Annotated in this window: 13 protein-coding genes; 6 read left to right on the top strand and 7 right to left on the bottom strand. The window is 43.2% G+C overall.

Annotated elements, in window-relative coordinates; genetic code table 11:
• Nucleotides 1-32: 32 nt before the first annotated feature.
• Nucleotides 33-722 (bottom strand): phosphatase PAP2 family protein, encoded by a 690-nt coding sequence (locus KUA50_RS05185; RefSeq protein ID WP_218457537.1) that lies wholly within the window; start codon nucleotides 720-722, stop codon nucleotides 33-35.
• Between the two features lie 9 nt (nucleotides 723-731).
• The gene (locus KUA50_RS05180; RefSeq protein ID WP_218457536.1) at nucleotides 732-2,615 is read right to left on the bottom strand and encodes an LTA synthase family protein; all 1,884 of its coding nucleotides are present in this window, start codon (nucleotides 2,613-2,615) and stop codon (nucleotides 732-734) included.
• 317 nt (nucleotides 2,616-2,932) lie between these two features.
• On the opposite strand from KUA50_RS05180, the gene KUA50_RS05175 reads away from it, so the two are divergent.
• Complete coding sequence (locus tag KUA50_RS05175; RefSeq protein ID WP_022111590.1) at nucleotides 2,933-3,349, top strand: helix-turn-helix domain-containing protein; 417 nt, start codon at nucleotides 2,933-2,935, stop codon at nucleotides 3,347-3,349.
• Between the two features lie 280 nt (nucleotides 3,350-3,629).
• Here the strand turns inward: KUA50_RS05175 and KUA50_RS05170 are convergent, their stop codons facing one another.
• From KUA50_RS05170 to KUA50_RS05150, 5 genes are all read right to left on the bottom strand, one after another.
• Nucleotides 3,630-4,247 carry a sigma-70 family RNA polymerase sigma factor gene (locus KUA50_RS05170; protein WP_022111589.1) on the bottom strand — a complete coding sequence of 206 codons (618 nt, stop codon included), beginning with the start codon at nucleotides 4,245-4,247 and terminating at the stop codon, nucleotides 3,630-3,632.
• A gap of 177 nt (nucleotides 4,248-4,424) precedes the next feature.
• Nucleotides 4,425-5,870 (bottom strand): group II intron reverse transcriptase/maturase, encoded by a 1,446-nt coding sequence (gene ltrA, locus KUA50_RS05165; protein WP_218458242.1) that lies wholly within the window; start codon nucleotides 5,868-5,870, stop codon nucleotides 4,425-4,427.
• 555 nt (nucleotides 5,871-6,425) lie between these two features.
• The gene (locus KUA50_RS05160) at nucleotides 6,426-6,986 is read right to left on the bottom strand and encodes an NADH peroxidase (protein WP_022111588.1); all 561 of its coding nucleotides are present in this window, start codon (nucleotides 6,984-6,986) and stop codon (nucleotides 6,426-6,428) included.
• Nucleotides 6,987-7,080: 94 nt separating this feature from the next.
• The gene (locus KUA50_RS05155; protein WP_022111587.1) at nucleotides 7,081-7,527 is read right to left on the bottom strand and encodes a Fur family transcriptional regulator; all 447 of its coding nucleotides are present in this window, start codon (nucleotides 7,525-7,527) and stop codon (nucleotides 7,081-7,083) included.
• Between the two features lie 982 nt (nucleotides 7,528-8,509).
• Nucleotides 8,510-10,798 (bottom strand): NADP-dependent malic enzyme, encoded by a 2,289-nt coding sequence (locus KUA50_RS05150; RefSeq protein ID WP_218457375.1) that lies wholly within the window; start codon nucleotides 10,796-10,798, stop codon nucleotides 8,510-8,512.
• Between the two features lie 160 nt (nucleotides 10,799-10,958).
• Between KUA50_RS05150 and KUA50_RS05145 the strand changes: the two genes are divergently transcribed.
• From KUA50_RS05145 to KUA50_RS05125, 5 genes are all read left to right on the top strand, one after another.
• Complete coding sequence (locus KUA50_RS05145; RefSeq protein ID WP_218457374.1) at nucleotides 10,959-11,573, top strand: TetR/AcrR family transcriptional regulator; 615 nt, start codon at nucleotides 10,959-10,961, stop codon at nucleotides 11,571-11,573.
• Between the two features lie 95 nt (nucleotides 11,574-11,668).
• Nucleotides 11,669-12,442, top strand: coding sequence for a Rossmann-like and DUF2520 domain-containing protein (locus KUA50_RS05140; protein ID WP_218457373.1), 774 nt, complete (start codon nucleotides 11,669-11,671; stop codon nucleotides 12,440-12,442).
• 39 nt (nucleotides 12,443-12,481) lie between these two features.
• A complete protein-coding gene (locus KUA50_RS05135) occupies nucleotides 12,482-13,000 on the top strand; it encodes a KdsC family phosphatase (RefSeq protein WP_218457372.1) in 519 nt (172 codons plus the stop codon).
• A gap of 25 nt (nucleotides 13,001-13,025) precedes the next feature.
• Nucleotides 13,026-13,685: a Maf-like protein gene (locus KUA50_RS05130; protein ID WP_218457371.1), complete on the top strand. Its 660-nt coding sequence runs from the start codon at nucleotides 13,026-13,028 to the stop codon at nucleotides 13,683-13,685.
• Nucleotides 13,686-13,850: 165 nt separating this feature from the next.
• Nucleotides 13,851-14,333, top strand: a complete 483-nt coding sequence (locus tag KUA50_RS05125; RefSeq protein ID WP_218457370.1) for a Fur family transcriptional regulator — start codon at nucleotides 13,851-13,853, stop codon at nucleotides 14,331-14,333.
• The last annotated feature ends 7 nt before the right edge of the window (nucleotides 14,334-14,340 follow it).

Raw genomic sequence — 14,340 nt, 5'->3', positions numbered from 1 at the left:
ATTTCAGCTGGTCCTTTTCTTTCAGATCTGCCTTAATTGAGGTAAGCTAAGATTCCACTAACCATCAGCATCACCCAAATGGAAAGAAGTCCTGTGTATATCGGATATCTCTGATATCTGAGTTTCATACCACTCGGTTTAAACTTATCTGTATAGTTTCTTGCGAAATTTCGGAAGACATAGTATGAAGCCGTAGCCGTAATCAGTCCGATAATCATACCTACGAACAGGTCGCCTGGATAATGCACTCCGAGATAGATGCGGGAGTAGCTCATCAGCAGCGCCCAGATGGTGAGGAATATCGTCAGCTTGGTGCGCTTCACCAGGAACATAGCAAAGAATGCCATGCTCCAGGCATTAGCTGAATGAGAGGATGGGAATCCATATCTGCCTCCGCGATACCCGAACACGACATGTACCATCGGCGAAATCGGATTGTCGGGGTTGCTTGGTCGCATGCGCTCTACCATCGGTTTGAGGAGGGTAGAGGCAGTCTGGTCGCAGATGAATATAATGGCCACGATGACCAGCAGACAGGTAACTGTTTCCTTGATATGGAAATTGCGCAGCATCACATACAGGAAGCTTGCGTAGAATGGTATCCAGACAAATCTGTCAGAATACATGGTCATGAAGTAATCCCAATAATGGTTGTGGAGACCATTGAAATACAGGAATATATTTGTGTCTATTTGATTCAGATAATTAATGATTCCGTCCATGTTTAAGTTTTATTTTTTGCTGATGTCATCGTAAAGTTTCTGCAGGTAGGCCTGCCCCCGTTTCAGGTTATAGCCTTTCTTACCCTTGTCATATACAGTTTTCCCTGCCTTGTTATCATAGATGATTGAGTTTTCTTCCGTGACAACTCCAAAGGCGTCCGGCACAGTGAAGAATGCAAATTTCGGTGTTGCTTCGCTCAGCATGTTCTTGGAGAACAGGAAGTCATCGTGCTTGATGCCCAACTGTCCTAAGAGTGTAGCTGCAATGTCGTGCTGGGTTCCTATCAAATTAATCTTCAACGGTTTGGCGATGGCGCCACCGGCTATGATGAGCGGTATCTGATAGCGGCTTCGGTCGAAATTGTCCAGATGCTCTTTATAGGCTCCCACATGGTCTGGCACCAAAATCACGATAGTGTTCTTCCAGCGTGGCAGTTTGCTATATTGCCGTATAATGCTTCCCACCACACTGTCTGTATAAGCGAAGGCATTGAGACGCTGGTCTTTCAGTCTGTGGTAAGGCACCTCGAAAGGCTCATGACTGCTGGAGGTCTGGAAAACCCTGAATCTCGGTGCTCCGTTCTGTTCCTTTCGGATGTCATCCATCATTCTGTTGGCTACCAGATGGTCGTGAACGCCCCATTTGCTGAGTTTTTCTTCTATTGGGAAATCTGCATCCGAGATAATCTTCTGAAATCCCTGTGATATCAGGTAGGAACGCTGGTTGGCAAAATCTACATCTCCTCCATAATAATAGGAGGTCTGATAATGCCGCTGGTTAACCAATGATCTGGCGATGGAAGGCAGATGGGCTGTCTTGGCAGGATATCTCATGATGCTGGTGGTAGGCTGTGCCGGATAACCGCTCAGAATGGAAACCAGTCCTCTGTCGGTGCGGAAACTGTTGGCATAGAACCGTGTGAAGAGGATGCTCTGGTGGGCTATCGAGTCCAGTTGTACAGCCACATCCTTCTGTGTTCCCATAGACGGCATGAGGTCGCTGGCGAAGCTTTCCATAATCACGAGAAGTATATCGGGTGTTCCCCCCATAGCCTCTGGCTTGAGCAGCGGATAGGTGTTTTCATCGCTTTGACTGGTCATGGTGGCGAAAATCTTATTTGCTTCCTTCTCGTCCATAAAGCGATACTGCTCGGCGAAATTCTCCTGATGGGCAAGAGACTCCATCAGACTGAACATCGGATTCACTGCTGAATGGTTTACGTAACTGTTCTGGCTGAAATATACTTTGCCGGTATTGGCGGTAGAAACCGTTACGCCTCCTCTGATAGGAAGGAATAGCAGGCCTGTAAGCAGCAACATGATGATGGAAGTGCGCCCACGGTGTCTGTCAAAATCACTTGATGTACTATATGGTCGGCTATAAGAACCATATCTGCGCTTTTTCTTTTCCCTGATGGTCAGCGAGAGTACGAACCAGATGGCTACAGCGCAGAGTATCAGACAGATGAATCCTAACAGGTCCACCCAGATGCTTGTACTGGCAAAGGCATCGGCAGGCGATGTGAAGAAATAGAAGAGCGGAGTACTGTCCAAAGGAAAATTCCAATAGGGATACAGGGCAATGTTGAGCACGAAGCAGAAACTCATAAACACAGCAATGATGCCGAAATAGATGGAGAATACAGGACGTATGATTTCTTCCTTGATCCAGATAGAGGCAAGAAGCAGCAGGGCAGGAATGGCCGTAAGGTATCCCGCCATGGAGAGGTCCAGCTGCAAACCGTGCCAGATGACGGCCAGCATAGTACTGAATGAATCTTCCAAAGGCTGGGCTGCTGATGTATGAGTGAGAAGCATGAACAATGGCTTCTGCAGCACAAACAGCACTACCAATATGAGATATATCTTGAAAAAACGCTTAATCTGTTTCATTCTGCCAAATTTAGTAGTTGTTACACATTATTATATATATATATATTAATTATCAATACACATGTAGGATTGTGTAATACTTAGATGATATCTGAGTAATCACATGTTGTATATCATGCATCATTGATATGTTTTTAGATATTCAACAAGCCATAATATGGTTCGTATTTTCTGCAAAATTACTCAATTTCTTTCATATAAGCAATTTATTTGACTTAAATTTCAAAAAAGAGTAAAAAAAATTTGGATGTTTAGCGAAAAAAGACTATCTTTGCGAAAGAAACAAACAAATTTTATGATATTAACAACATAACATTATGGCTAAGTATAATATTACCCCAAAGAAAGAAAAGAATGCGCGCTACCAAACGCTTCTGAGTGAAGAGACTAAAGACCGCTTACGTGATGAGATTTTGAGAATTGTAGTTACTGAAGGTAAATACAAGGATAAGGAATATAATACACGTAAGTTGGCAGAGGATTTGCATACCAATTCAAGATATGTATCTGCTGTTTGTGCTACTCGTTTCCACAAGAACTATCCAGAGTTGGTAAATGATTACCGTGTGAATGATGCAATGTCACTTTTGACAGACAAGCGCTATCTGAATATGACCATCGAGGATATTGCAGAGATGGCTGGTTTCAGCACTCGCCAGAGTTTCTACTCTAATTTCTACAAGCGTCTGGGTGTTACTCCACGTCAGTATCGCTTGGATCACATCGCTAAGTAAGAGTGAAATTTGGGGACAAATTGAGCCAATTTAGCTCTTGTGCCAAATAAATGATATATTTATTAAGGGCAAAGCCAATTGGTCGCATTTTAGTTATGGAAATACGACCAATTGGCTCTTTGTGTTTATTTAGAGACCCATTTTTAAGAGGCTGTTTCTTAATGGGGCTTTTTAAAGAGGACTTTTTTAAGAGATTTGATTTAGAGACCTCCTTTTAAAAAGGGACTTATTATATTTTGTAATAGGCTCATATATTAAATCCCTTTCATTTTGATTGCAATTATTTTCTCAGGAAACTTTTGAGAATTTTAGTCTTTGCATTTTTCCCAATCTTTCGAATCGCCTTGTCTCTGATTTGTCTTACTCTTTCCCGTTTCAGATTCATATCTTCTGCGATTTCTGCCAAAGTGATATGGGCGATGCCTATTCCATAGAATTTTCTGATGATTTCCTGTTCTCTTTCATCCAGTGTTGCGATGCAGTTCTGCAGATCGTCCATCATCTGTTGGAAAACAGTACTCTCATCTGCTATCAGGGCATCTTTGTTGATTATGATGTCGAGTAGGGTATAGTGAGTGCCCTCGCTCAGTGGCGCATCAATAGATACTGCACTGTTTGCAGAACGTGTCATCAACTTGCGGTCGCTTTTAGGAACACGGCAGACACCGCTTTGCTGCGTGATGGCCTGTTCCATAGCCTTGCGGATGAATGGGGCTGCATAACCTACGAAATTGGTGCCGCGTTCGGCATCAAACTTCTGGGCAGCTTGTAGCATGGCGATGTAGCCTTCGCTTACCAAATCGTCGAATTCTACACCTTTACCTACATATTTGTTGGCTACAGATTTCACGAAGTTGAGGTTCTCGCCAACTAATTTTTCTATATTGTTTTCTTTCATAATCCTGTTTCTTTGGTTTCGTATGGCAAAAATACTATTATTTTTTTATACTCCCAAATTTTAATCCCAAAAAATGAAGGAATGAAGGGATTATTATATTCATTGACAGATTGGAGGTTGCAATCGAGTAGGAGGAAAACGAAGTAGTTTTTCTCCTACTTTTCGTTTTCCGACCTCTCACACCACCGTACGTGCGGTTCCGCATACGGCGGTTCCTATTTTTGGGTGCCATTCGATGTATGAACCCATCAGTGTAGCATAGCCTGCCATGCTCAACTTTTCGTTGGTTATCGCATGACATAGTATATAACTGCCAGCTATGCGCCAATAACCCAAACGACTATTGCCCCACATGTAAGCTTGGTATTTGTCTATACCGCACTTTACCAAGTTGGCAACTCTCGTTTTCACCCTCTTCCACGACTTCCATATACACATACGTAGCCGTCGCCTTAGCCACTCATCCATGTCTATGAGAAAACGTTTCATGTTGGCAAGGTGATAGTAACCTACCCAACCCTTTATGTACTCTTCAAGTTTTTGCTTCCTCTTGGCATATCCCCAACCATTGCTTCGGGAAGTCAACTCCTTGAGTTTGGCTTTCATCTTGGCTTTGGCTTTTGGATGCACAGTGAGTTGGCATTTGCCTTTCATTACATAAAAGGAGTAGCCAAGGTATTTCACACCTTGCACATAGGACACAAATGTCTTATCCCTGTTCACCTTTAGATGAAGTTTTCCTTCGATGAATCGGGTTATGGATTCCTTCACGCGCTTGGCTGCACGCTTGGACTTACAAAATATCATCGAGTCATCGGCGTAGCGAACAAAAGGGAGACCTCGACGTGTGAGTTCCTTGTCCAACTCGTTGAGCATGATATTACTCAAAAGCGGACTTAACGGTCCTCCTTGTGGAGTGCCTTCCTCACTTGTCTCGAACATTCCTTTGTTCATCACACCACTGCGGAGATATTTGTGGATAAGGCTTATTACCCTGCCATCCTTTATCGTGCGGCTGAGGATTTCTATGAGTTTGCTGTGGCTCACCGTGTCGAAGAAACGCTCCAAGTCGAGGTCAACCACATAGATGTAGCCTTCATCGACCATTTTCTGCGCACTTCTCAGGGCATCATGGCAACCTCTTCTCGGACGAAAGCCGTAGCTTCTTGGAGAGAATTGGCGCTCATAGATGGGGGTTAGGGTCTGATTGATGGCTTGTTGAACCAGACGGTCTATGACCGTGGGGATGCCCAACAGGCGCATCTTGCCATTGTCTTTGGGTATCTCTACCCTTTTAACTGGGTTCGGACGGTATGAACCGTCAAGCAAGGAACGGATTAGGACATCCTTATTAGCCAAGAGCCAAGGGAGCATTTGCTCACATGACATCTTGTCGATACCGCTACAGCCCTTGTTACGCTGCACTGCCTTGTAGGCTTTGAGCAAGTTATCGGGACTGATGATGCGCTCCAATAGGTGTTCCTTATCGAATGGTACTTCCACGATGTTGTCTTCACATATCCACATGAAGGTCTGCGCTCCCACATATCCTTCGGATTCCGTCCTATCTTTCTGTGGGCAGCCCTTGACTTCTGCCAATGTTTTCTGCATTCTTTCCTTCATAAGGTACGTTTCAATTACTATCGTTTAATTTATAGGTTCTGCCCTTCATGGAGTGTTATCGAGAACTCCACTACTATGGCATCTGCTGACTTCTCACGGCAAGCTTTACTCCATGACTTTCGTAAAAGCAACTAATCGCCATGTCCGTGAGACCTCCTCGGATAAGGGCTTATTCTTTCCATCTTATACCCACTTCATTTACACCAACCATTCCGAATAGCTATAGGACTTTGATTTGTTTGGCAATCTCATCCATGGTCAAATGCCTTGTATGAAGTTTCTGTGCGTTAGGTCAGATGTTTGCCGCAAGCTTCTTTCAGATTCCACCTCGCAATGGACACCCTTGCTATTGGCTATACGATTCCCGCTATTGGGGCTCGTTAGGGACTTGCACCCATTAGAATAAGCTCATGCCGAGCATACCAAGAAAACGAGGGCTTGCCAGTTTCCCGACAAGCCCTCTCGAATTCTTCATCTTATTACTTATACTCAAAAATCTGTTTCCTAACATGAACTCTTTTATATCAGGTACAAATTAATGAGAAATGTAATGCATTATTTGAAATATCTCTTGTAGAGACCGGCAAAGCCTGCGCAGTGGCGAGCCTCATCCTTAGCCATCTCGTGTACAGTATCGTGGATTGCATCAGATCCCTGCTCCTTAGCCAACTTGGCAATGCGGAACTTGTCCTCGCATGCACCCTTCTCGGCTGCGATACGTGCCTCGAGGTTGCTCTTGGTATCACCCAAAACCTCACCGAGAAGCTCTGCAAAGCGAGAAGCGTGATCTGCCTCCTCGAAAGCATAACGCTTGTAAGCCTCAGCGATTTCTGGATAGCCCTCACGGTCTGCCTGGCGTGCCATGGCGAGATACATACCAACCTCACCGCACTCACCATTGAAATGGTCCTTCAAGCCCTTGATAACGTCCTCGTTGACGCCATCCTTATAAGCCTGACCCAAAACGTGAACAGTTGCGAAAGTCAAGTCGTCGTCAACTGCATTCTCCATCTCCTTGAACTTGTCGGCAGGTGCCTTACAGATTGGGCACTTCTCAGGTGCTTCAGTTCCTTCATAGATATATCCACATACGGTGCAAATAAATTTCTTCTTCATAATGTTCTTGTTTTATAAGTTAATAATTCTATTTCTGTTTTGTATATACTATATATTAATAATGTGTCAATGTGATGTCTGGCGGTAGCTCTGCTTATTTTGCCTTGCGCTTCTTTTCCTCGTTGAGTTTAGCACAATCAGCGCAAATTCCCTTGTAGTAGAGCTGTTGTTCATCTACGATATTCCCCTCTATCACCTTTTGTTTGGTCATCTTGGGTGCCTTCTCGTCGAAGAGGTCAATCACTTTTCCACATTTCTTGCAGAAGAAATGAACATGAGGAGTCGTGTTTCCGTCATAACACACACGATGCTCATCAATGGTAATCATTTGAGCAGCATTCTTCTCGCTCATCATTCTCAGCGTATTATATACTGTAGTTCTGCTGAGTGTAGGTATTGTCTTATACAATTCTTGATAGACATCATCGATAGTCGGATGGATAGGATGCGTCAGGAGATAATCCATGATAGCAATTCTCTGAATCGACGGACGGATATCGCATTCGATAAGTCTATTGTATGCTACTTTGCCATTATTCATATTCTGTTGCTTTTTGATTTCGGTTGCAAAGATAGAAAGAATTTCTTAAACCACCAAATAAAAATTGGAAAAATTACAAGTTTATATTGTAATTTTTCCAAAATCTAAATAAATCTATATAAGTAATGGAACATTTGTCCTTTCTTGATGAAAAATATCAAAGTCCGGTTTCGGTAAGTCCAGTGGAAGGGTAGTGACTACAAATATAGTACGATTCTTTTTATTGTGTCTATAAAATTAGGAACAAAAAATAAGGAGTGTCTACTATTTCAGTTTTATGAAATTGATAGTGTCTACCTTTTTAGTTTATAAAGTAAAAAAGTGTCTACTGAAATCAGGAAAAGTCAGATTTTTTTTTTGCTGGCTGCCCATGATTTTTTTTTGCTTGCCCACGGAGAAATTTTTGCCTGCCCAGGGAAAAATAAAAGTGGGTAGGGCTATGGTGTTTTCTCCTTGATGACAAGAATGCAATATGATATATTTTCTTTTTTTACATATAGTATGACATGTATAATTAATTGGATGAGCGCTTGAAGTTTGCGCAAGGGATGGTGGAAAATTTAATGCAAAAAAAAGCGATGACCTTCACAGGCTACCGCTCCAAATCTTCAATAGGTATTAGTTTCCTTTAAGGTAAAAAGATTGTTTTCAGGATAACGATGGCAAAGGTAATACTTTTTATTTATTCTACCAAATATTTTTTTGCCTTTTTTCTCCATATTTTGCCTTTTACTTGTATTTTACGAATATTTAACGGGTTTTAACTAAAAAACAATGCAAACGTTTGTGTTGCTTGATTTTTCCTATAATTTTAAATAATTTATTCTCGTATTGTTTTCTTAGTGTTAAATTCACAACTATAGTTTCTTTTATCTGAATATAGTATGGATTTTCATTAGCAAGATTTATGTTTACCCCCCCAAAAAAAAAAAGTGTGTCATAAATTCATGACACACTTTTTGGGGGGATATAGTAATTGATACTATTTGTTGTTCTTGATTTTCTCTACGTATGCGTCAATAACAGCTACAGCTGTGATGTTGACGATATCCTGTACGCTGCTCTCAGAATCGGTGAAGTGGATAGGTTTGTTAAGACCCATCTGGATAGGACCGATAATCTCTGCCTCAGGACTCAGAGCCTGCAAGAGTTTGTATGCACCATTGGCGCTGCTGAGGTTAGGGAATACCAATGTGTTGACATCCTTACCCTTCAGGCGAGAGAACGGATATTTCTCATCGCGCAACTGCTTGTTGAGTGCATAGTTCACCTGCATCTCACCATCAATTGCCAAATCAGGGAATTCCTTCTGTATTGCTTCTACGGCATTCTTTACCTTGACAGGTGAACCCTGTGCATCGGTACCGAAGTTTGAATAGCTCAACATTGCCATCACAGGTTCCTCATTGAAGAACTTCACTGTACCTGCAGACAACTTAGCGATATCCACGAGTACATCCTGGTCTGGGTGGCGGTTGATGAGGGTGTCAGCAATATAGAAGATGCCCTTCTGAGTGTTGAGAATGTGCATGGTTCCGAAGGTGTTGTAGCCCTCACGGATGCCGATTACGTCCTTAGCCACCTTGATGGTGTTGGAATATTTAGTGTAAAGACCTGTGATGAAAGCATCAGCATCGCCTTGCTCTACCATAGACATACCGAAGTAGTTGCGCTCATACATCTTGTCGTAAGCCTCCTCGAATGTATAGCCTTCGCGTGCTCTCTTCTCAGCCAAATGCTTAGCGAATGTTGCGCGGCGACCTTGCTCGTTGTCTGCACGCATATCTACAATCTGAATGCCATCCAAATCAAGTTTCAAGCGGTTAGCCACACGGTTCAGACGGTCTGGGTTGCCCAAGAGGATTGGCTCGCAGATGCCTTCTGTCTTAGCCTGAACGGCTGCCTTCAACATAGTTGGGTTGCCACCTTCTGCAAATACCACGCGCTGTGGATGCAGGCGGGCTGTATCATGGAGCTTGCGGGTCAACTTGGTTTCCTGTCCGAGCAACTCGCGCAGGTGCTGCTTGTATGCCTCCCAGTCGGTGATTGGAGTGCGGGCAACACCGCTATCCATAGCTGCCTTTGCGATAGCTGCACTTACCTCAGTAATCAAACGAGGGTCAACTGGTTTTGGAATGAAGTATTTAGGACCGAATGTAAGGTCGTTGACATGATAAACTTCATTGACAACATCAGGAACAGGCTGCTTGGCCAGGTCAGCGATAGCGTGTACAGCTGCCAACTTCATTTCTTCGTTGATGGCACGTGCGTGAACGTCGAGTGCACCGCGGAAGATATATGGGAAACCGATTACGTTGTTGATCTGGTTTGGATAGTCAGAACGGCCTGTTGACATCAGGACGTCAGGGCGGCTTGCCATCGCGTCCTCGTAGCTGATTTCAGGCACAGGGTTGGCAAGTGCGAATACGATAGGGTTGTCGTTCATAGAGCGCAACATATCCTGAGAGAGTACGTTACCCTTGCTCAAGCCTACGAAAACATCAGCACCCTTGATAGCCTCTTCCAGAGTATGAACGTCGCGACGGTCTGTGGCAAAGATCTTCTTCTGTTCAGTGAGGTTTTCGCGGTCGCTTGTAATCACACCCTTGGAGTCGAGCATCAGGATATTTTCCACCTTAGCACCGAGAGCTACATAGAGCTTGGTACAACTGATGGCAGCAGCACCGGCACCATTGACAACGATTTTCACCTTGGCGATGTCTTTGCCTGCAACCTCGAGGGCGTTCTTCAAACCTGCTGCAGAGATGATGGCAGTACCATGCTGGTCGTCATGCATCACAGGGATGTCGAGAGTCTTCTTCAGACGCTCTTCGATGTAGAAGCACTGAGGAGCCTTGATGTCCTCCAGGTTGATACCACCGAAAGATGGAGCAATGCGCTCTACGACTTCACAGAATTTTTCTGGGTCTTTTTCGTCAATCTCGATATCAAAGACATCGATTCCACCATAAATCTTGAAGAGTAATCCCTTACCTTCCATTACAGGCTTACCGCTCATGGCGCCGATATCGCCAAGACCGAGCACAGCTGTACCGTTGCTGATAACGGCTACAAGGTTACCCTTGTCTGTGTACTTGTAAACATCGTCTGGATTCTGCTGAATCTCAAGACATGGGAATGCTACACCAGGTGAATAAGCCAAACTCAAATCCGTCTGAGTATGGTATGGCTTGGTTGGCTTAACCTCGATTTTTCCAGGACGACCATTTACGTGATAGGCAAGAGCCGCCTCCTTTGTAATCTTTACCATAATAATATGTTAGTTTAAAGTTTTAAATTCTTACGATTTTTATGCATTTTGTGCACATTTCGAGATTTTTGTGCAAAGGTAATAAAAAACTAGTTAAATTGCGTAGGTTTTTTGTTTTTTTTTGTATCTTTGCACAAAAAAACTTAGACAGAGCAAAAAAATGGTCGAAATTAATGAATATCGCAAGGAATTGAAAAGTAGAATCATCGACTATGCCATGGGTGAATTTTACAAGCGTGGTGTTAGGGCTGTGAAGATGGATGAAATCTCACAAGGGCTTCATGTGTCTAAGCGTACCGTATATGAAATATTCGGTGATAAAGAGGAACTGCTCCTTGCTGGCTTGAAAATCAAAAGCCTGGAGATGAGGGAAAAGTTAGAGACCTACTCCTGCAATGTGGCTCATAATGTAGTGGATATTATCGGCTATTTCTATAAGCTGCAGATGGAGGTGAATAGTATGGTGGGGGTTGCTTTTTATGAGGAAATTCACCGTATGCCTCGGGTGATCGAGTTTTTCAATCAGGAGCATGAACGCGAATTTGCGGATAGGGTAAAATTCCTGAAAGCGGGTGTAGAGGAAGGGCTCTTCCGTCAGGATATTGACTATAGCCTTACGATGGAACTTCTCAGTGCCTCTATGAGTGAAATTATGCGTAACCAGATCTACAAGAAGTATAGTATGCAGCAGATATTTGATAACTTTTTCTTGGTTATCATACGTGGATTCTGTACAGAGCGTGGTGCGGCATTGTTGAATAAGGTTATCGAATAGTCAGTCTGTTCGGTAACCTTTGTTCGTATATATGTATTTTTTTCTCTTTATATATAATAAGGTATAGGTAATAACTCAGATAATATAGGTAAATCATGAAGATAGTTTTGATAGGGGCTGGTAATCTGGCCACCAACTTGGGAAAGGCGCTTTTGGCTGCCGGTCATGATATCGTGCAGGTATTTAGTAGAACTGTAGAGTCGGCTACTGCCTTGGCTCAGATTGCAGGAGGGGCACCTGTGACGGATATAGAACAGGTACGTGCGGATGCCGATCTGTATGTGGTCTCCGTAAAAGACTCGGTTTTGGGCGAATTGCTGCCACGACTTTGTAAGGGGAAGGAAACCAAGGTGTTCCTGCATACGGCTGGTTCTATGGATATGAACGTCTTTGAAGGCATGGCTATCCATTATGGTGTGTTTTATCCGATGCAAACTTTCTCTAAAAGCAAGGAAGTGGACTTTTCTGAGATTCCTTGTTTTATAGAGGCAAATGATGACTATGCTCATACCATGATAGCTGATATGGCGCATGAGTTGAGTGGGAATGTGTATGAATTGTCGAGTGCTGACCGTAAGTACTTGCATCTCTCAGCCGTCTTTGCCTGCAATTTTGTCAACCACTGTTATGCTATCAGTGAGAAAATCCTGGCTGATCATGGTATCCCGTTTGATGTGATGCTACCGCTGATAGATGAGACAGCCAAGAAAGTACATGAACTTTCTCCAAGAGAAGCACAGACGGGACCTGCCGTACGGTTTGACGAGAATGTGATTCGTATGCAGGCTGCCTTGCTGAAGGATCAGCCTCAGATCAAGGATATTTATGAGCGTTTGAGCTTAGGTATCCATCGTTTTAGTAAGAAATAGTTATCATCGTTTCTGTAAGAAATAGAAGTTTAAAAAGATATGATAAATTATGATTTAGATAAGATCAAGGCCATTATCTTTGATGTAGATGGTGTGCTTTCCCGTCAGACAATAACCCTTTCTTCTGCTGGTGAGCCTTTGCGTACGGTGAATATCAAGGATGGATATGCCATCCAGTTGGCGCAGAAATCAGATTTGCGCATAGTGATACTCACGGGTGGAAAATCGGAGGCCATCCGTCTTCGCTATGAGGGATTGGGTGTAGAGGATATCTATATGGGTTGTGCTGTTAAGATCAAGACCTATCGTGAGTTTCTGGAGAAATATCAGTTGACGAACGAGGAAATCATCTATGTAGGCGATGACATCCCTGATTATGAGGTGATGAGAGAGTGCGGATGCCCTTGCTGTCCTGCCGACGCATGTTCAGACATCAAGGAAATCTCTACTTATGTATCTTCCTGCAATGGTGGTGAAGGCTGTGGTAGAGATGTCGTGGAACAGGTGCTTCGTGCACAGGGAAAATGGTTGTCTGGAGCAAAGGCTTTCGGATGGTAGATTAATATGGAAACAGAACAAGAATATGAAGAATTTTAGAATTATATTGGCAAGTAATTCGCCTCGACGCAAGGAACTTTTGGCAGGTCTCGATATTCCTTTCGAAGTGAAGGTCATTCAGGGTATAGACGAAAGTTTTCCAGAATCTCTACCTGCATACGATACAGCCCAGTATATAGCCGTGAAAAAAGCCCAGGCATACCGCCCACTGCTTGATTCTGCCATCAGTCATCAGGAAACTTCCATCAATCATCAGCAACCTTCGGATGGAAATCCTGAATTATTGATACTTACTGCTGATACCGTAGTGATAGCACCGAGCAGTGAAGAACAGAATGACCAGGAAGGAAAGGGTATCATTTTGGGAAAACCGAAGGATGCTGCGGATGCGATCAGAATGCTGGAAATGCTGAGCGGGAAAACCCATCATGTGGTGACTGGTGTCTGTATCACTTCTCTGGAAAAACAGCGACAGTTTTCTGTCATTACGGAGGTTACTTTCAAAAAACTGTCAAAGAATGAGATAGATTATTATGTAGAGCATTACAAACCGTTCGATAAGGCTGGAGCCTATGGCATTCAGGAATGGATAGGTTATATCGGTTGCACGAGTTTGAAGGGAAGTTACTTTAATGTCATGGGACTTCCTGTGCAAAGAATCTATGAGGAATTAAAGAAATTCTAAGGGGTAAGGATTTTGTTATAATTATGCGTTTTGCATGTGGGGTTCCCAGTTTTTTCCTCTCGTGACAGGGAAAGATTCCTCATTTAGTTTTTTTTAAAAGAATAGTTTTCTCTATGTCATAAATTATGGCTATCTTTGTGCGTTTTATGTAACTTAGGTAGTAATATGACTAATAATGTGAAGTCAAAAGTCAGGGATGTTTTGGATAATTATCTGGAGATGAATAAGCATCGCAAGACTCCAGAACGTTATGCAATCCTTGATGCTGTTTATAGCTTAGATGGGCATTTTACGCTCGAAGACCTTGGGGCGCAGTTGGAAAAGATGCATTTCCCCGTAAGTAGGGCTACGCTTTACAATACGATGCATCTATTCATCGAACTCCGGCTGGTCGTGCGACATAGTTTGGTAGATGGTACCAAGTATGAAGCAAGTTTTAATAATGAAAACCATGTGCATCAGGTATGTACGGTTTGTGGTAAGGTAACGGAGATACAGGCTCCGCTGGTAGTGGATGCCATCAACGAGACCAAGCTGCAAAGATTCCGTCGTGATGCCTTCGCTCTCTATATCTATGGAGTGTGCAGTACGTGTCAGGGCAAGATGACTAGAAAACGTAACAATGGTAAAGTAGAAAAGTCAAAATAACTATTTA

The organism is Segatella hominis (assembly GCF_019249725.2).
Taxonomy (GTDB): domain Bacteria; phylum Bacteroidota; class Bacteroidia; order Bacteroidales; family Bacteroidaceae; genus Prevotella.
This window is presented reverse-complemented; position numbering and strand designations above follow the sequence as displayed.